The organism is Hymenobacter terrenus, from assembly GCF_000972495.1.
GTDB classification, from domain to species: domain Bacteria; phylum Bacteroidota; class Bacteroidia; order Cytophagales; family Hymenobacteraceae; genus Hymenobacter; species Hymenobacter terrenus.
In genome coordinates this window covers 55,238-72,753 of record NZ_LATM01000001.1, presented here as the reverse complement: position 1 = coordinate 72,753, position 17,516 = coordinate 55,238, and the positions used below count along the sequence as shown (strand labels likewise).

Annotated in this window: 15 protein-coding genes; 10 read left to right on the top strand and 5 right to left on the bottom strand. The window is 57.1% G+C overall.

All coding sequences use genetic code 11. The annotated features are described in order from the left end of the window. Nucleotides 1-36: 36 nt before the first annotated feature. Together WX88_RS00360 and WX88_RS00355 are read left to right on the top strand one after the other, a co-directional pair. Nucleotides 37-1,314 (top strand): hypothetical protein, encoded by a 1,278-nt coding sequence (locus WX88_RS00360; protein ID WP_046242345.1) that lies wholly within the window; start codon nt 37-39, stop codon nt 1,312-1,314. A gap of 415 nt (nt 1,315-1,729) precedes the next feature. Next, on the top strand, nt 1,730-3,580 hold the full coding sequence (locus tag WX88_RS00355) for a glycoside hydrolase family 2 protein (RefSeq protein WP_046242999.1): 1,851 nt from the start codon (nt 1,730-1,732) through the stop codon (nt 3,578-3,580). A gap of 28 nt (nt 3,581-3,608) precedes the next feature. Here WX88_RS00355 and WX88_RS00350 read toward each other — a convergent pair whose 3' ends face one another. After that, a complete protein-coding gene (locus tag WX88_RS00350; RefSeq protein ID WP_156175862.1) occupies nt 3,609-3,842 on the bottom strand; it encodes a hypothetical protein in 234 nt (77 codons plus the stop codon). A 276-nt stretch (nt 3,843-4,118) separates the two neighbouring features. Here WX88_RS00350 and WX88_RS00345 point away from each other — a divergent pair, with 276 nt between their 5' ends. Further along, nucleotides 4,119-5,222 carry an Mrp/NBP35 family ATP-binding protein gene (locus tag WX88_RS00345; protein ID WP_046242343.1) on the top strand — a complete coding sequence of 368 codons (1,104 nt, stop codon included), beginning with the start codon at nt 4,119-4,121 and terminating at the stop codon, nt 5,220-5,222. Between the two features lie 5 nt (nt 5,223-5,227). Next, nucleotides 5,228-5,488: a NifU family protein gene (locus WX88_RS00340; protein ID WP_394331739.1), complete on the top strand. Its 261-nt coding sequence runs from the start codon at nt 5,228-5,230 to the stop codon at nt 5,486-5,488. A gap of 95 nt (nt 5,489-5,583) precedes the next feature. On the opposite strand, the gene WX88_RS00335 is transcribed toward WX88_RS00340, so the two are convergent. Beyond that, nucleotides 5,584-6,213, bottom strand: coding sequence for an SET domain-containing protein (locus tag WX88_RS00335; RefSeq protein WP_046242341.1), 630 nt, complete (start codon nt 6,211-6,213; stop codon nt 5,584-5,586). Nucleotides 6,214-6,327: 114 nt separating this feature from the next. Here WX88_RS00335 and fahA point away from each other — a divergent pair, with 114 nt between their 5' ends. Beyond that, nucleotides 6,328-7,608, top strand: coding sequence for a fumarylacetoacetase (gene fahA, locus WX88_RS00330; protein WP_046242340.1), 1,281 nt, complete (start codon nt 6,328-6,330; stop codon nt 7,606-7,608). A 156-nt stretch (nt 7,609-7,764) separates the two neighbouring features. Here fahA and miaE read toward each other — a convergent pair whose 3' ends face one another. The 3 genes from miaE to lpxK form a co-directional block, all read right to left on the bottom strand. Next, nucleotides 7,765-8,361, bottom strand: a complete 597-nt coding sequence (gene miaE / locus WX88_RS00325) for a tRNA-(ms[2]io[6]A)-hydroxylase (protein ID WP_046242339.1) — start codon at nt 8,359-8,361, stop codon at nt 7,765-7,767. Nucleotides 8,362-8,371: 10 nt separating this feature from the next. Beyond that, entirely contained in the window at nt 8,372-10,366 is a 1,995-nt protein-coding gene (locus WX88_RS00320) for a putative porin (RefSeq protein ID WP_046242338.1), read from the bottom strand. 79 nt (nt 10,367-10,445) lie between these two features. Further along, a complete protein-coding gene (gene lpxK, locus WX88_RS00315; protein WP_046242337.1) occupies nt 10,446-11,537 on the bottom strand; it encodes a tetraacyldisaccharide 4'-kinase in 1,092 nt (363 codons plus the stop codon). Nucleotides 11,538-11,654: 117 nt separating this feature from the next. On the opposite strand from lpxK, the gene WX88_RS00310 reads away from it, so the two are divergent. From WX88_RS00310 to WX88_RS00290, 5 genes are all read left to right on the top strand, one after another. Beyond that, nucleotides 11,655-12,341, top strand: coding sequence for a DUF6992 family protein (locus WX88_RS00310; RefSeq protein WP_046242336.1), 687 nt, complete (start codon nt 11,655-11,657; stop codon nt 12,339-12,341). Between the two features lie 185 nt (nt 12,342-12,526). Further along, nucleotides 12,527-14,695 carry a TonB-dependent receptor gene (locus WX88_RS00305; RefSeq protein WP_052732202.1) on the top strand — a complete coding sequence of 723 codons (2,169 nt, stop codon included), beginning with the start codon at nt 12,527-12,529 and terminating at the stop codon, nt 14,693-14,695. 73 nt (nt 14,696-14,768) lie between these two features. After that, nucleotides 14,769-15,458 (top strand): uracil-DNA glycosylase family protein, encoded by a 690-nt coding sequence (locus WX88_RS00300; protein ID WP_046242334.1) that lies wholly within the window; start codon nt 14,769-14,771, stop codon nt 15,456-15,458. 124 nt (nt 15,459-15,582) lie between these two features. Then, on the top strand, nt 15,583-16,704 hold the full coding sequence (locus WX88_RS00295; protein WP_046242333.1) for a Nif3-like dinuclear metal center hexameric protein: 1,122 nt from the start codon (nt 15,583-15,585) through the stop codon (nt 16,702-16,704). Continuing rightward, complete coding sequence (locus WX88_RS00290; protein ID WP_046242332.1) at nt 16,694-17,455, top strand: zinc ribbon domain-containing protein; 762 nt, start codon at nt 16,694-16,696, stop codon at nt 17,453-17,455. Before WX88_RS00295 ends, WX88_RS00290 begins: the two co-directional genes overlap by 11 nt. Nucleotides 17,456-17,516 lie beyond the last annotated feature (61 nt).

Sequence of the window (17,516 nt, the reverse complement as noted above, 5' to 3'; positions counted from 1 at the left end):
CTCGTTGGTCTGATGCGTTTCTTTTCCTTAAAAACTATGCTGCTCAAGCGTCTTCTGCTGTTTTTGCTCGTGGCCCTGCCTGGCGTGGCCGTCCCCCTGGTGGCCCGCGCCAACCACGTATTTATCCCAATGGATAACACCCAAAAAGAATGTCTCAAGGCCTATGGCGTAGCCTTTTGGCTGCTCCAGCGCGAAGTACCCGTTGATTGGCTGCTGAACTACCGGGGTGGCTCGTTTGCATTTGAAAGCACGGCGGGCGCCGAGAACGAGCTGGCCGTGCGCGGCGTCACCTATCAGGTCATCAGCGAGGCGCAATATACGGGCATCCTCCAGGAAATTGCTGACCCTAACGCCAATATGGACGTGATGAAGCTGGAAAAAGTGCCCAAGATTGCGGTGTACACCCCTAAAGGCAAGCAGCCCTGGGACGACGCCGTGACGATGGTACTCACCTACGCCGAAATTCCTTACACCCAGCTTTACGACGATGAGGTGCTCCGGGGCGAATTACCAAAGTATGACTGGCTGCACCTGCACCACGAAGACTTCACGGGCGAGTACGGTAAATTTTACGCTAGCTACCGCAACTACCCCTGGTACCAACAGCAGGTGCGCGATGCCGAGGCGGCAGCCAAACGCAACGGCTTTGCCAAAGTGAGCCAGATGAAGGGAACTGTAGCTACCAAAATGCAGGAATTTATTGCCGGCGGCGGCTTTTTGTTTGCCATGTGCTCAGCCACCGATAGCTACGACATTGCCCTGGCCGGCTTGGGCATCGACATGGTGGAAAGTATGTACGACGGCGACCCAGCCGACCCCACTGCTCAATCCAAGCTCAACTTTAACCGCTGTCTGGCATTTCAGAATTTCCAGTTGGTGCGTAGTCCCTACGAGTACGAGTACTCCAACATCGACATGCAGCCCGGCGAGCGCGGCCTAGGCGAGCAGAACGACTACTTCTCGCTCTTCACTTTCTCGGCTAAGTATGACCCAGTGCCCACCATGCTCTGCCAGAACCACGAGAAAACTATTCACGGCTTCATGGGTCAGACCACAGCCTTCCGCAAAAGCCTCATCAAGCCCGATGTGGTGGTGATGGGCGACACCAAGCAAACCGGCGAGGCGCGCTATCTCCACGGCACCCTCGGCAAAGGCACTTGGACGTTCTATGGTGGCCACGACCCCGAGGATTACCAGCACTTAGTAGGCGAAGAGCCTACCGATTTGACCCTGCATCCTAATTCCCCTGGCTATCGCCTGATATTGAATAACATCCTGTTTCCAGCGGCTAAGAAGAAAAAGCAGAAAACCTAAGCCAAACCGACTGTCTACTTGCGCCCCAACTAACACTAGTTGGGGCTTTTTATTTTCTCGAATGCACAGGCTGAACCGTTATTGAAAAATACTCACGTAAGCCCGCAGCAATAGAGCAACGAGCCCTAACTAGAGCAATTTGCGGTCCGTATCCTTGGGCTAGCCGGGCAGGTTCCTTCTTCTGCGGAGCGAGGAGCTAAATGGTTACTGCATCAACCAGGTAATTAGTCTTAATGCCCTATTATCAATTTATTGGCAGTAAATAACCACTCAACTAGTAGAGCTTTAATCAGACAAAGCTGGTACTAAAACAAGTGGAGTTGCCGGATATTGCATCATTCTCGGCGTGGGGACCGTTAGGAGATTTTCCGGTTCGGCTTTTATGGCCGACTTGTTTTTCTTTTCACCGCTCCGCATGGACGAACTGCATCAATCCAACTACTCCCTCTCGGCCAGCAACCCCGACGTAGAGCCGGCCGAAGACTTCGATAATCCCCTTCCCCGCGCCGTACTGCGCATGAACAATCACGTGTTGCTCGACGGGCAGTGGCACTTCGCGCACGACGTGGAGGATATTGGCCTGCGCGACGATTGGGCCCTGGGCCACGCTTACGAGCACTCAGCCCAATGGCCCGGCTCGGTGGAAGAGCATTTGGCGCAGGCGCGCGGCCAGCAAGGGGGCACCGCCTGGCAAGACAAAGTGGTGGTGTGGTACGAGCGGGAATTTCAACTGCCCGAAGTGGATGAGTCGCAGGCATGCTCCATGATTCAGCTCACGTTTGGAGCCTGCGGCTACGAAACGCGGGTGTGGCTCAATGGGCAGTTGCTCAAAACCATTGAGGGCGAAGAGGTGCATTTTGGAGAATATACCTCCTTTACCTATGAGTTGGAAGAATCGAACCTCCACCTCGTGAACCGGCTCACGGTGCGCATTGCCGACACAATGGACGCCGAAACGCCGCGCGGCAAGCAGGAATCACATGTGTACAAGCGTGGCGGCATCTGGTACCAGACGTATACCGGGGCCGTGCGCAGCGTGTGGCTCGAAGTGGTGGAACGCAACCGCCTCCGCTCCCGGGTGGGCGTGGTGAGCGTGGTGGAAGACCAGCTCGTGCGCTTCAACCTGACGCTACGTATTCACGATGCCGGCGATTATATCGTTCGCCTCCAGGTTTTTGACCCGCTAACTCCGAACCGAACCGAGCCGCTGGCCACGTCCGACTTTCCCCTGCGCCTCGAAGCCGGGCAGTGGCAGCAGCGCGTGGTGTTGGAAGTACCCGGCGCTGAACTGTGGTCGCCCGAAGCCCCGAACCGCTACCGGCTGGTGGCCCAGCTTATTGATGCCAAAGGCTACGCGGCCCGGATTGAAACGCTATTCGGCTTGCGCAAAATCGAAGCCCGGGGGCGTTACGTGTACCTCAACAACCAGCCGACCTACCTCGACGGCATCCTGTACCAGCCCGGCCAGGCCACGCTGGAAGAAATGCAGCGGCACATGCACGCCATGAAAGCTCTGGGCTGCAATCTGGTACGGGTGCACATCGCGGGTATCGACCCGCGCATCTACAATCTGGCCGACGAGCTGGGCCTGCTGCTGTGGGTAGAAGTGCCGAGCCCACACAGCTCCACGCCGCGCAGCCGCGAAAACCACCGCGCCGAGCTGCTCCGCCTAGTCACGCTAAGCGAAACCCATCCGTCCATCATCATCTGGAGCTTGTATAACGAGGATTGGGGCGCACAGGACATTGCCACCAATGCCGAAACCCGCCAGTATATCATTGATACTTATCACTTCATGCAGATTGCCTATCCGCAGTTTTTGGTGGTAGACAACGATGGCTGGCACCACATTTCCCACACCGGCCGCCTGAAGTCAGACCTGCTCACGGCCCACCTCTACACTCCCGACCTGGCGCGCTGGCAGGAGTTGCTCGACCGCCTGGTAGGCGGCCAGATGGAAGGCACGGCGGCGTTTCCCCTGGTCGTTGGCGACCCGTTTTTTTACCGGCGTCAGGTGCCGCTCATTGTGAGTGAGTGGGGCGGGTTCGGTTTTCCCGACTACGGCGGGCCGCAGGACGCCGAGGCGCGCACAAACAGCATCCGGGCCTTCAAGCAGGAGTTGCGCCGGCGCCCCATTGCGGGCGACGTGTATACCCAGGCCACCAACATTGAAGACGAGCGCAACGGGTTGATTGACGCGCACACGGGAGCCCTCAGCGTGCCCGAGGACCTGCTGGCTTCACGTCAAATGAAGTTTTTGCAATAAGTGGTAAGCCGTCGCGGCGGTTGCCACGCTAGCACACAGGCGACCGACGCGACGGTTGGGGCGTGGCCAACGTGGCCGTGATACACCACGCCGCTCCCAGGGCGGTATTGTTGTGCCGCAGTTGGATAAGCGTTTTCGCAGACACGGTGCTGGAAATAGACGCTTGCTGCACCAGCAGCTTGGCTACTCCGCCACTTTGACGGGGCGCGGGCACTTTAGCCGCCACGGGCACCACCCATTCGAAGACGACCAGTTGGTCCATTTTATCGTCGCAATTAGAAGAGCAAGCTAATTCTATGTTGCTCGTGCTAGGGGTTTTGTCACCATTCTGCATAGAAAAGAGGAGTGTACGGTAAAGAAATATAAGATAAGGAATTGGGACGCGTCACATGGGAAGGTAAATATGGCGCCAATTTGCTGATTTATTGTTACAGAGTTGCTTAGTTTATAAAATAGTAATTTAGGAACAAGGCGAACCTGCCCCCCGCTTCGAGAGTTATCTTTGCAGTCCGCCATTTTTCGGCGCTTTGCTCACCCCATGACTATAACCAAAGAAGCCGTTCTCAAAGCTCTGAGCTACGTGGAAGAGCCCGATCTGGGCCAGGACCTCGTGACGCTTAACATGATTGAGAACATAGAGATTGACGGGCTTACCGTCGCCTTTACGGTAGTACTTACTACGCCGGCCTGCCCACTCAAGCAGCTCATCCACGACGCCTGCGAGCGAGCCATCCACACGATGGTGGACAAAGACGCCAACGTGGTAATCACGATGACTTCGCGGGTGACCACCCTGCGCAATAACCGCGGGGACTTACTGCCCGGCGTAAAAAATATTATTGCCATTGCCTCGGGCAAAGGCGGCGTGGGCAAAAGCACTGTCACGGCCAACCTAGCGGTGGCCCTGGCCGCTACCGGCGCCAAAGTAGGCTTGGTCGATGCCGATATTTCGGGTCCGAGCATGCCCGTCATGTTTGGTGTTGAGAATGAGGCTCCGCACGTATTTCAGGGCCCGAATGGCAAGAACCTGATTCAGCCCATCGAGAAATACGGCGTGAAGCTGATGAGCATCGGCTTCCTGGCGCCGGCCGAAAGCGCGATTGTGTGGCGCGGACCCATGGCCTCGTCAGCGCTCAAGCAGTTTATTACCGAAGTGGACTGGGGCGAGCTTGACTACCTGCTGCTCGACTTGCCGCCCGGTACCTCCGACATTCACCTCACATTGGTGCAAACCGTACCCGTAACCGGTGCCGTCATCGTAACCACGCCGCAAAAAGTGGCCTTGGCAGATGCTCAGAAGGGCTTGCAGATGTTCCGCCAGCCCCAAATCAACGTGCCAGTGCTGGGCGTGGTCGAAAATATGGCGTGGTTCACGCCGGCCGAGTTGCCCGATAATAAGTATTTTATTTTTGGGGAGAACGGTGGCCAACGCCTCGCCGCGCAGCACGATGTGCCGCTGCTGGGCCAGCTGCCACTGGTGCAAAGCATTCGTGAAAATGGCGACCAGGGCCAGCCCGCCGTGTTGGATCCGAACTCGGTAGTAGGTAAACTATTTGCTGACCTAGCCGAAGCTGTGGCCCGGCAAGTCAGCATTCGAAACAACGTGGCCCCCAAAACGGCCGTCGTGCAGATGAATTCTTAATGCCCGTGGAACAGACCATCACCAATGCTCCTGCTTTTGAGCACCCCCTCATGCCCCGGATAGAAGCGGCTCTGGACACCCTACGCCCCTATTTAGCCACGGATGGCGGCAACGTGCGCGTAGCCAATATTACCCCCGAAGGCGTGCTTCAACTCGAATGGGAGGGCGCCTGCGGAGCTTGTCCCATGTCGCCAATGACCCGCGCTGGCTTGGAGGACACGGTAAAAAAAGCCGTCCCCGAAATTACTGCTGTCGAAGCCAAGTAGGTTAAAACAGAGCAGACGCGCCCTTGCGGGGCGGGCCACGGTTTGTTTAAGGCGCGAAGCTCAAGGAGAGGGAGAACTAGGTGAGGCTGCAATCCTTATGGAATCCGGCTGGTCGCGGGTTCATCAGTTTTGATTTCGCGAGCGTGGTAGTAGCAATTCAGGATGGAGGCCATGGGGACCTGGCCAGCGGCTACGGCCAAGACCTGGGTGCGGTGCACGGGAGCCAGGAGCTGCAATAGTGGCTGCTCCACGGCATTGAACCGTGCGAAGGCGTCTAGCAGCTGTGCGTCCCAGTCGGCGTGAAAATTCAGTAAGTCGTCGGGCAGGACTTGGGTGCGGGAGCTGCCGGGCTCGGGCAAACAATCGAATGGCTCGCTGGGATTGAGGTAGCCATAGTCGTCGGTTAATTCTTCGCCGGGGTGAATGTCGCGCACGGCCAGTTCGCAGTCGTAGGCGGTACTGACGCAGCTGGAGCGGAAGCTGTGATTGACGAACCGCGAGTGGTCGCCACAGAGTACGTAGTCGCCGTTGTGGTCGCGGTAGCAGTATTTATCCAGATACGCTTTTTGGAGTGGGTCCATCTGCGCGAGTGTCTCCGGCGTGATAATCTGGTCGAGCGAATCGAACACCCACGTGATAGTCCCTTTGGGGATGAGTTTGGTGGCAACTACGCCAAAGCCGATTTCAGGGCTGATAAACCGCAGCTCGGTGTCGGGATGAATCATGCAGGGTGGTAAAAAAAGGGGCCGCAATGTTGGCAAAAATGACGACCTAATCAAGCTGAACAGCGTAGAGAAAGCGCTGGTCCTACTTTTGCGTCCGTACTCCATTTTCATTGCATGGCCACCTCGCCCAACTCGCCTACCCTTCGCTCCTGGATTGATATTTCCCCCAGCTCCGATTTCCCCATCCAAAACCTGCCTTTTGGCGTGTTCAAAACCGAGGAGCGGGGCACCCGCCTCGGGGTGGCCATCGGCGGCTACGTCCTCGACCTATACGCCGCCAGCCAATACGGCTTTTTTGAAGACTTAACCGAGCTTGGCGCCGCTCAGCCTAAGGTATTCCGACGCAGCTCACTCAACGCCTTTTTGCGACTGGGACGCCCGGCGTGGCGGGCCGTGCGCCAGCGCGTGAGCGAGCTGCTGCGCCACGATGCCTCCGAGCTGCGCGACCACGAAGAGGCCGTGCGGGCCTGCCTCATCCGCCAAACCGAGGTGCAAATGCTGCGCCCCGTGAAACCAGCCAACTACACCGATTTCTACAGTAGCATCGAGCACGCTACCAACGTGGGCAGCATGTTCCGCGACCCAGCCAATGCCCTGCTGCCCAACTGGCGCCACCTGCCCATCGGCTACCACGGCCGCACCAGCAGCATCGTGGTGTCGGGCACCAACATCAAGCGCCCCAACGGCCAGCGCAAAGCGCCCGACGAGGCCGCGCCCACCTTCGGCCTCAGCCACCAGCTCGATTTTGAGTTGGAGATGGCCTTCGTAGTCGGCACTGGTACCACCCTCGGCTCCACCGTACCCATCGGGCAGGCCGAAGAGCACATTTTCGGCCTATGCCTGTTCAACGACTGGAGCGCCCGTGACCTGCAAAGCTGGGAATACGTGCCCCTGGGGCCATTTCTGGGCAAGAACTTTGGCAGCAGCGTAGCCCCGTGGGTCGTCACGCTCGACGCGCTGGAACCCTTCCGCATCGCTGGGCCGGTGCAGGAACCCACGCCACTACCTTACCTGGCCCACGGCGGCGCACACAACTTTGACATTCACCTCGAAGTAGCTCTCACGCCCGCTCAAGGCCCCGAAACCACCATCAGTCGCACCAACTTCGGTTTCATGTACTGGAGCATGGCCCAACAACTGACCCACCACGCCTCCAACGGCTGTAATCTCGAAGTCGGCGACCTGTACGCGTCCGGCACCATCAGCGGCCCCACCCCAGACTCACTCGGCTCGATGCTGGAGCTGGCTTGGCGCGGCACCCGCCCTGTGCCCCTGGCCGATGGCTCAGAGCGCACATTTCTACTCGACGGCGACACCGTAATTATGCGTGGCTACGCCGAAAAAGAAGGAATACGCATTGGTTTTGGCGAGGTGCGCGGCACGGTGGTGGAGTAATGAACAAAAACAACTGAGTGGTAAAGCAAGCAGTCCGTCCTGCTGTGCTTGCCGAAGTATCTCTACTACAGTAGTAATTATTTACTTACACGATAGAGAGCTTTGGCAAATGCAGTAGGACGGGCTGCTTTTTGCTAGTTAATACCGTTGCGTCTTCTAATGCATTCGGTCGTCGCGCACCGGCAAATTGGTGACTATTTCGCCTTCAATCAGCAGTAATTCCTGCAGGCGTTCTTCTACTACTTTCGGGTCGCAATATTCTTTGGCTAAGTCAACATAGCTCACGAAATGCGCCGCTTCCGAGACCATTAATTCGTAGTAGAATTTACTTAATTCCTGGTCGGCGATATTTTGCCATAATAATTTAAATCGTTCGCAGCTTCGCGCCTCAATTAGGGCCGAAACCAATAGCTGGTCCATCAGCTGGCGCTCGCGGGCGCCGCCCTTGCGCACGTGAGCCAGCAACTGCACCACGTAGTCGTCGCGGCGCGGCCGGCCTAGCTGAAAACCCCGCTTGCGCAGCTCCAGCAACACCCGTTCGAAGTGGCTCCACTCCTCGGCTACCAGGTCGGTGAGCTCGTCCACGAGGCGGGTTTTCTCCGGATAGTGAATAATCATGCTAATGCCAGTACTGGCTGCTTTTTGCTCGCACCAGGCATGGTCAATCAGAATTTCTTCGATATTTTTTTCCGCGATATTCACCCAACGCGGGTCGGTATTGAGCTTTAGCTTTAGAATTGTTTTCTCCTTCATTGCCTGACTTCTAATTAAAGAAATTCCACTTCACGCCAAACTGAAAACGCCGGGGATAACCGGTATAGTAAGGCGTGGTAAAATAGCCATCGCGGTAGATACCCTGATTGATATAAGCCATCTTCAAAAATATTGATACCGCTTTAATGTCGGCAACGAAGAACACGTCAACTATCGGGTAATTACGAATGGTGAAATAGTTTTGCTGATAGAACTGCTGCGTGCTCGGGCTGTAATTGAAGGCTTTATACCGGGATTGAAAATACACTTCGGCTCCGACCTGGCTAAATAAAGCTTTGCGGAAGATATAGCTTTCGTAAAACACCCGCGAATTAGCTACCAGCCTAGGAATACGAATGCCTTCAACTTCATTGCCGTTGATGTACGTGTAGGTAGCCTGGTTATCAAACCTTACCCGGCCCAGACGAACCTGATGTCGCACGAAGCCAATCACTAAGTTACGGGCCGTCTCGACCTGTGCAGGTGCAGCGGTGGTATCGTAATACACGAGGTTACCAATGTCAACCACACTGGCGCTGGCTTCGAAACGCTGCTCGGTGAGGATCCCGAGGTTGGGCAATTTCAGGCGCAGACGCCCGGTTAGCTGGCTCGTAGTGGTATTTTTAAAGGCCTTATCAGTACCCGGAAGATGCTCCCATTCATAATGATTACCTACGAATTGTTGCTGAGTCAGCGTAGGAGCTTGCGAAGAGCGCAAAATTTCGGCCGAGAGTGGCCCCGTGCGAATAGAAGCGCGCAGCCAGTATTCAAAGCCATTTTGATTACTGCCAACCGAGAAGGGATGTGCTTCCCCTGCGGTTTCGACAGCATAAATTGTACGGTAGTTAAAGGCGGCCGTGCCACCCAAAAACACCTCGTTGAAGGTTCGGCGGGGAGCAGCCTTTCCCAAGTTTAAGCCCGTATTGGCGGGCGAAGGAAGCAGTGTCTGGGTAACCAGCCCTGCATTACGCAGGCGGCTATAGAGCCGGTATTCAACTGCTTTGGTGCGGCCCAATACCCCCAGCGTGTTCTCAACTTGTTGGTATTCGGCTCGGTCGAGCGTAGCAGTGGTATTGCGCCTTTTATTACGTTCAAATAAAGCATCCGAACCGTTAAAGTTCAGGCGAAGAAAGCTGTTATACTGACGCTTGGCATCGAAAGTGTGGTATGCCGTGAGCCCGCGGCTGAGCAGCCGGTAGGTTTGGGTGAAGTACACCTCGTCGCGGTCTTCGTTGTTGACAGCCTGCGTCATGTATACCTGCTGCTGCCCATAGTTAAATAAGTCCCGGGGCCTGGTTTCACCGATGGTAATGCTGTCTCCCGAAGTCTCTAATATGCGGCTGGTAATCGGCCGGATGCCGCCTTGTTCGGCAGCCCGGTGGCGTACGTTGCTGATATTAAACAGCAGATGATATCGCTCATCATCAGACTGATATCTTCCAAACAGCAGCAAGTTGGAATGCTCCACCAAACCATTGCGGGAGCCCGAAGTAGCCAGAATTTTGTTCGACGCAATTCGCTCGTAAGCCACCCCAATACTGAAGTTCTTTTTCAGGCTGCGGCTGTAGCTAATCTCGAACACCTGCTCGCCCGCCCCAGACTGGACGTAGCGAAAGAACGAGTACGGCGACCGCGAATCATAGTAGGGCACCGTCGAGGCGTTGCGGGCGTACTTATCAAACACGTTGCGCCCAAAACGTGCACCCAACTGCAAATCAGGCTGGTAGAGCAAGGGCCGCGACGCCGTACCTACCGCCCCCAGGTCCTGCTGAAACGTGGTGTCGTGCATCCAGAACCGGGCTTGCGGCCAACGCGTGAGCGTGGTGTCGAGCATTGTGCCGGAGGTGGAGTCGCGCAATACCTCAGCCTCGTAGATGACGCGCGTGGTTTTGGGACCGTACAGCATTTTGGTGGAGTCGTCGACCACCTGAGCCCGGGCGGCGGGTGCGGTCAGCAGCGCCAGTAATAGCAGCAGACCTGCCACCCGCAGCGGCGCCCATTTCATTAAAAATCCTCGTTGCAGAGCCTTCAAGCAAGTAGCTAATACGCCGGATTCTACGCAGAACCGGCAGTGTCAAGTATTATCATATTCCCGGCATGAGCACGCGGGGCAGCAAGTGGCGCAAAGCTGCGCCGCCGTTGCCCAGAAACGTCACTCGCACCGGAATGGTATAGAGCGGCAGCCCAGCCAGCGCTGCCCGCAGTTCGGGGCTTTGCAGGCGAGTGGCGTCCTTTTCGGTCGTAAAAATAGCCCAGCTTGGCTGCCAATGTGCCCGTAGGGCCACCAAATCGGTCGCCTGAAAGGCGTGATGGTCGGGAAAAGCTGCGTGATGCTGAATCAAGTAACCCTGGCTTTCGAGGTATTCCCGTAGCGGGCCGGGCTGCGCAATTCCCGTGAGCAACAATGCCGGACTGCGGGCGGGTTCAACGGAGGAGGTAATTGAAGAATCGGCAGCGGACAATGCTATTTCTGGCGCGAAGGCTTTTGGCTGACTGTAAGCGTAAGCGGAGAAAAGCACCAGCACATTGGCCCGGCCGTAGTGCCTGATGCGTTGCTCAATAGCTATTTGTGATGCTTCGTCCAAGTCCGGCGGGCATTTAGTCACAATGATTATATCGGCCCGGCGGGCACCGCTCCGGCTTTCGCGGAGGCGGCCAGCGGGCAGCACCAGGTCCTGGTAGAAGGGTCGGGCCCACTCCGTCAGCAACAAGTTCAGGGCGGGCCGGACGGCGCGGTGCTGGTAGGCGTCATCGAGCACGATGACCGTTGTTTTGGGGTGCGCCCGCAATAGCAGTTCTATCCCCAGACGGCGCGCTTCGGCCACGGCCACCGGCACGTTTTGCGAGGCAAACTGCTGGAAATACTGCCACGGCTCGTCGCCCACGGTCGCCGCCGAATCAGTGGAGTTAGTCAGGCGGGGGCCCCGGGTGCGGCGGCCGTAGCCCCGGCTCAGCACCGCCGGACGGTGGCCCTGGCGCAGTAGTTCCTCCAACAGCCAAATCACGTGGGGCGTTTTGCCGGTGCCGCCCACCCGCAGGTTGCCCACGTTGATGAGGGGGACCGCAAAGGCTACGGATTTTTTCCAGCCCGCTTCATACAGCCAGTTGCGAACGGCCAGCACCCCAGCGTACAACCAGGCAAACGGCAACAACAGAAAAGCCAATACTGACGGCATACGTGGGCAAATTGCCGAAGCAACGGGCCGTAAAAGTACGGCCCAGGCTGCCCCGCTACACAAAGCAGCGCCGAAACGGTTGCTTGCCGTCTTCCCATCTTTTTACTAATAGCTGCCATGCGCCTTCTGCTCCTGCTTGCCTGCCTGCTCCTTCCACCCTTCTTGCGGCCCCTACTGGCGCAACCAGCCGCCGATTCCTCGCGCCAAACCGCTCTCATTGCCACGGCTTCCCTGGCACATTTTGCGGATGGGCGCACTCGCCTCGACCAGCGCGGCCTGACCGTACTAGGTGGCTGGGCGGTGAGTAATCTGCTGGTCAGCGGCATTGCCACCAGCCAAACGGAGGGCTCTGCCCACTATCTTCACCAAATGAACCTCGGCTGGGGCGCGGTGAATTTGGTATTGGCCGGCACCGGATATCTGGCTGCCCGGCGCGCCGCGCGTCAGCCCGTGGCCGACCGTGCCGGCAACGTGCGCCACCAGCTTCGCACCGAAAACCTGTACCTCTTCAACGCCGGCCTCGATGTAGCCTACATGGCCACTGGCCTGTATTTGCTCGAAAAAGGCCGTAATCCCACCGCTTCGGGCTCATCGGACCGCTGGCGGGGCTACGGCCAGTCGCTGCTACTCCAGGGGGGCTTTCTGCTACTTTTTGATGGCTTCCAATATATGGCTCATCACCGGCACGGCCGTGGGTTATACCCATTGCTAAGTCGCGTAAGCCTGGGGCCGGGCGCCGTAGCTATTACACTGCCTCTTACAGGTTCGCATTCGCAGGTGCAAACCATGCTTTCCAGACCGTAAAGCTCGTTGGCTGTAGTAGGGAAAAGCCAGGGAATTTGAAACCAATAATTTTACAACTTCAGGCGGCACGAACCGGTCCTCCCCGGGACCTTATTTTTAGGACAAGCCATTGGTTTCTGCTATCGATGCGTCTGCTATCCTTTTCCAGACAATTCTCAATGCGGCATCTACTACTATCCTTTTCGTTGGCTTCAGTTAGCCTGAGTGCGTGGGCACAACGGCCCACACCTGACTCCAGCCGAACGTTCGGGCTGAACGAAATTGTGGTATCGGCTAACCGGGCCCAGGAGCGTAAAGCCGACATCCCGCAGCAGATTGATGTGCTTTCGGTCCGCCAAATCAGACTGCAGAACCCAGCTACTATGGCTGATGCGCTGCAGAACACAGGCTGGGTATTTGTGCAGAAATCCCAACTCGGCGGCGGCTCGCCGGTGTTGCGCGGTTTCGAGGCTAATAAAATCCTGTTGGTAGTGGACGGTGTGCGGTTAAATAACGCCATTTACCGCGCCGGCCACCTGCAAAACATTCTCAGCGTCGACGCGAACTCCCTGGCCCGGGCTGAAATCCTGAATGGAGCTGGCGCCGTGCCCTATGGGTCCGATGCCCTGGGCGGCGTCATTAGCCTCTACACCAAAAGCCCTCGACTAGCCGATAGCACCGGCCGCCGCGTGTATGCTACCAACCTGCTGCGCTACAGCACCGCGGCCCGCGAGAGAACTGCCCATACCGATTTTGCGCTGGGCTGGCGCCGCTGGGCCACCTTCACCAGCCTCACCGCCACCGACTTTGATGACCTGCGCAAGGGCCGCAACGGACTGGATAAATATCCGGGCTTTGGTGAGGTGCGTGAATACGTAGAGCGGCAGAACAGCCGCGACGTAGTAGTGCCCAACCGCGACCTGCACCGCCAGAAATTCACGGGCTACCAGCAGCTCGACGTGGTTCAGAAAGTCCTTTTTCAGCCGCAAGCAGCCCAACGTCATTTACTCAACCTACACTACTCCACTACCTCCCACGTGCCTCGGTTCGACCGGTTGCAAACCTACCGCAACGGAGCCCTGCGCTACGCTGAGTGGGAATATGGCCCGCAAAAACGGTTTCTGGGCAGCTATCAGTTAGAGCTTACCCAGGGGTCGAGCTTATATGACCAGCTGCGGCTAACGCCCGCGGTGCAAGCCGTAGAGGAAAGCCGGCTGGTGCGCGACTTTGGCCGGGACAGCCGGCAGGAAAACATCGAAAAAGTCAGGGTGCTTAGCGCCAATCTGGATTTACTCAAAACCATTGGCAAACACGAGCTCCGCTACGGCGCCGAACTAACCAACAACCGAGTGCGCAGCATTGGGAAGGCCGTGAACGTGGCGACCGGGGCCACCGCTCCCATCGCCACTCGCTATCCTGACGGCTCTACCTATGCCACCACCGGGGTGTACGCCGCCCACCGCTGGGAGATTACCGATGTACTTATTCTCTCCGATGGGCTGCGCTACAGCCGGGTGCGTGTCAATGCGGAGTTTGACCAGCGTTTTTTTGCCGTGCCATTCAACCGCGTGTCGCAGCAATCGGCCTCGCTCGATGGCAACCTGGGTCTGGTTGCCATGCTTCCAGCGGGTTTCCGCCTAAGCGGGCTGGTGGCCACAGGCTTCCGGGCCCCCAACATGGACGACCTCAACAAAACTTTCGAACAAAACAACGGTGCGCTTATCATCCCCAACACAGGGCTGAAGCCCGAGCGGGTTGTTAACTACGAAGCCGAAGTTTCCGAAACCGTTGCTGACCGATTGCTAATTGGCGTCACCGGCTTTTACACCACTCTGCTCGATGCGCTGGTGGTGCGCCCCTTTGCAGCACCTGATGGCAGCACCACCGTTGTGTACAACGGCCAAACCTTCTCTACCGTGGCCACCGTCAATACCGGCCGGGCCCGAGTAAGAGGACTGTCGGCCCGCACCCAGGTCCTGCTGCCGGCCCACCTGCGCCTGGATGGCGCCCTGACCTACACCCAAGGGCGCGACCTAACGGCCAATGTGCCACTTGACCACATTTCGCCCTTATTTGGGCGGGCAGCGCTCACCTTTCAGCACCAAAAATTAATGGCCGAAGGATCAGTGCTGTTCAATGGCCGCAAGCGCCTCGCAGATTATAGCCCCACTGGCGAAGACAACCTGCCTCAGGCCACACCTGACGGCGCGCCGGGTTGGTCTACCCTCAACCTGCGCACCAGCTTTCAATTCACCCGCCAGTGGGCATTACAAGCCGGAATTGAAAACATTCTCGACACCAACTACCGAGTCTTTGCATCGGGGGTAAGCGCCGCCGGACGGAATGTGTTTTTCACCGTACGTTTTGAGCGCTAGCTTCTCATAAAGAGCTCCACTGCATAGTTGTTACCACCAATTTGGTACTCCTGGTTTCTTTAGACTAAAGCCTATGAAGCATGTTGCTGATCAGCTGTCGCAGTTTCTTTCGGGCTTTCCGCTGCCCCAGTCCTTGCCCAATGACGTGGAGGCCTATAGCCCATTTCGAGAGCCGCTGGTTTACCAGTTGCTGAAAAAATTTGGCGCCAAGTACTATGCTGATAATAATCCTAGGGTCGCGGTGCTGGGAATCAACCCTGGCCGCCTGGGCATGGGCCGCACCGGAGTAGCCTTCACCGACCCAGGCGCGCTCCGTGAGTTTTGCGGCATAGCCCACGAGTTGCCGCAGCAGCGGCCCGAACTGTCTACCCAGTTTGTGTATCAGGTGGTGGCTGCCTTGGGCGGCCCTACCGTTTTTTATCAGCACTTTTATTTGGGGTCCATCTACCCGCTTGTGCTTTTACACAATAAGCTTAACTACAACTACTACGATTCCCCGGTGCTTATTAAAGCCCTGTGGCCGGACATGCAATTATCCCTCCGCCAGCAGGTGCAGGCACTGGGCCTACGCACCGACGTTGCCGTGAGTCTGGGCAAACGCAACGGCACTTTTCTCAATCGTTTAAACGACGAATTGGGCTTGTTCAAAAGAATCATTGTCCTCGACCATCCGCGCTACCTCATGCAGTACCACCGCCGCGACTTGGATGCCAACGTAGCCGTCTACGTAGAAACGCTGGGCAGCCTCTTTACAGTTAAATAATTAAATATTAAATTATAATAACACAATATTAGGCATCAGGCGGAAAAACCAAGTTTGACTTATTCATCAACTAGCTGTACTGCTTTCCTTTGTGCCGTGTTACTGATAACTGTTAATTGAAAACATGCCCACCGTTCAAGACCTGGCCCGCCTGCTAGAGGCCGCCGCGCCCCTCGCCTACCAAGAAAGCTACGACAATGCTGGCCTGCAGTGCGGCGACCCGCACGCCGAAATCAAAGGCGTCTTGATTGCCCTCGATTGCACGCCCGCCGTAGTAGCCGAAGCGCTGCGGCGCGGCTGCAACGTGGTCGTGTGCCACCACCCGGTTATTTTTCGGCCCCTTAAGCGGCTCACTGGTGCCAATGAGGTGGAGCAAACCATCATTGCGGCGCTCAAAAATGATGTGACCATCTACGCCGCTCATACCAACCTCGACAACGTACGCGGCGGCGTCAACGACAAGCTGGCTGAGAAGCTGAGCCTGACCAAAACCCGCGTGCTGGCCCCGCAGAGCGGCATCCTGGGCCGCCTCATTACCTACGTGCCGCATCGGCCCGAAGACCAGCAAGCCGACGTGGCCGGCCGCGTGCTAGCCGCGCTCTACGCGGCCGGAGCCGGCCAGGTGGGCCAGTATTCGGAGTGCAGTTTTCAAACTTCAGGCACTGGCACCTTTACGCCAGGCGCAGGCACCCAACCAGCTATTGGGGCTCAAAATCAGCCCGAAGCGGTGCCTGAGCTGCGATTGGAAGTGCTGCTTCCCCTGCACCGGCAGGCGGCCGTGCTGCGGGCCTTGCGCGCCGCGCACCCGTACGAGGAGGTCGCCTATGAGCTGATTAAACTCGAAAACACGCACCAAGAGGTGGGCGCCGGCTTGGTAGGTGAATTGCCCGCCGCCCTGACACCCGCTGCCTTTCGTGCCCTGCTCAAGGCGCAGCTGTTGGTGCCCGTGGTGCGCCACACACCGTTTGAAAAAGAAATCCGTACTGTGGCCATTTGCGGGGGAGCCGGCGCCTTTCTCATCGGGGCGGCGCGGGCGGCGGGGGCCGATGCTTACGTAACCGGAGATGTGAAATACCACGAGTTTTTTGGAGCCGAGGGGCAGCTCATGCTTTGCGACGTAGGCCATTTCGAGAGTGAACAGTTCACCGGTGAAGTGTTTCGGGATTTGCTAACGGCCGGATTTGAACGTACTTTTGCGGTCTTAATCGCCGAAACCCCTACGAACCCTGTTCAATATGACTGCTAAAAGTGCCGCCGTGGCTCCCGCCGACGTTCCCGTAGCCGCCAAGCTCGAAGCCCTGCTCACCTTGCAGCACCTCGACTCGCAGCTCGATGAAATCCGGCGCGTACGCGGCGATTTGCCCGAAGAGGTTCGGGATTTGGAAGATGAAATTGCTGGCTACGAAGTGCGCGTTAAGAAATTTGACGAAGAGATTCAGGGTCTGAACGACTTTATCAAGAGCCGCAAGCAGGCCAGCAAAGACGCCGAGTCGCTCATTAAGAAGTACGACGAGCAGCAGCAGAACGTCCGCAACAACCGCGAGTTCGAAGCCATTGCCAAGGAAATTGAGCTTCAGCGCTTGGAAATCCAGATTGCCGACAAGAAAATCAAAGAAGCCCAGTACCAGATTGACGTGAAAAACGCCGAAATCAGCGGTACAAAGCAAAAATTGGAGGAGCGCCGCAAAGACCTCGACACCAAAAAAGGCGAGTTGGAAACCATCGTTTCCGAAAACGAGGAAGAAGAGCGCGCCATCATGACTCAGCGCGAGGAAGCCACCAAACCGGTGGAAGAGCGCCTGCTGACGGCCTACACTCGCATCCGTGGCAACGTGCGCAACGGCTTGGCCGTGGTGCTGGTGCGCCGCGACGCCTGTGGCGGCTGCTTCAACACGGTACCACCCCAGCGCCAAGCCGACATTATTTCGCACAAGAAAATCATTGTGTGTGAGCACTGCGGCCGTATTCTGGCCGATGTAGAAGTCCGCACGGCATAATATTCAGCCTCTGCTTGTTAACTGAAAAAGGAACGGTATAGCCGTTCCTTTTTTGTTGCCC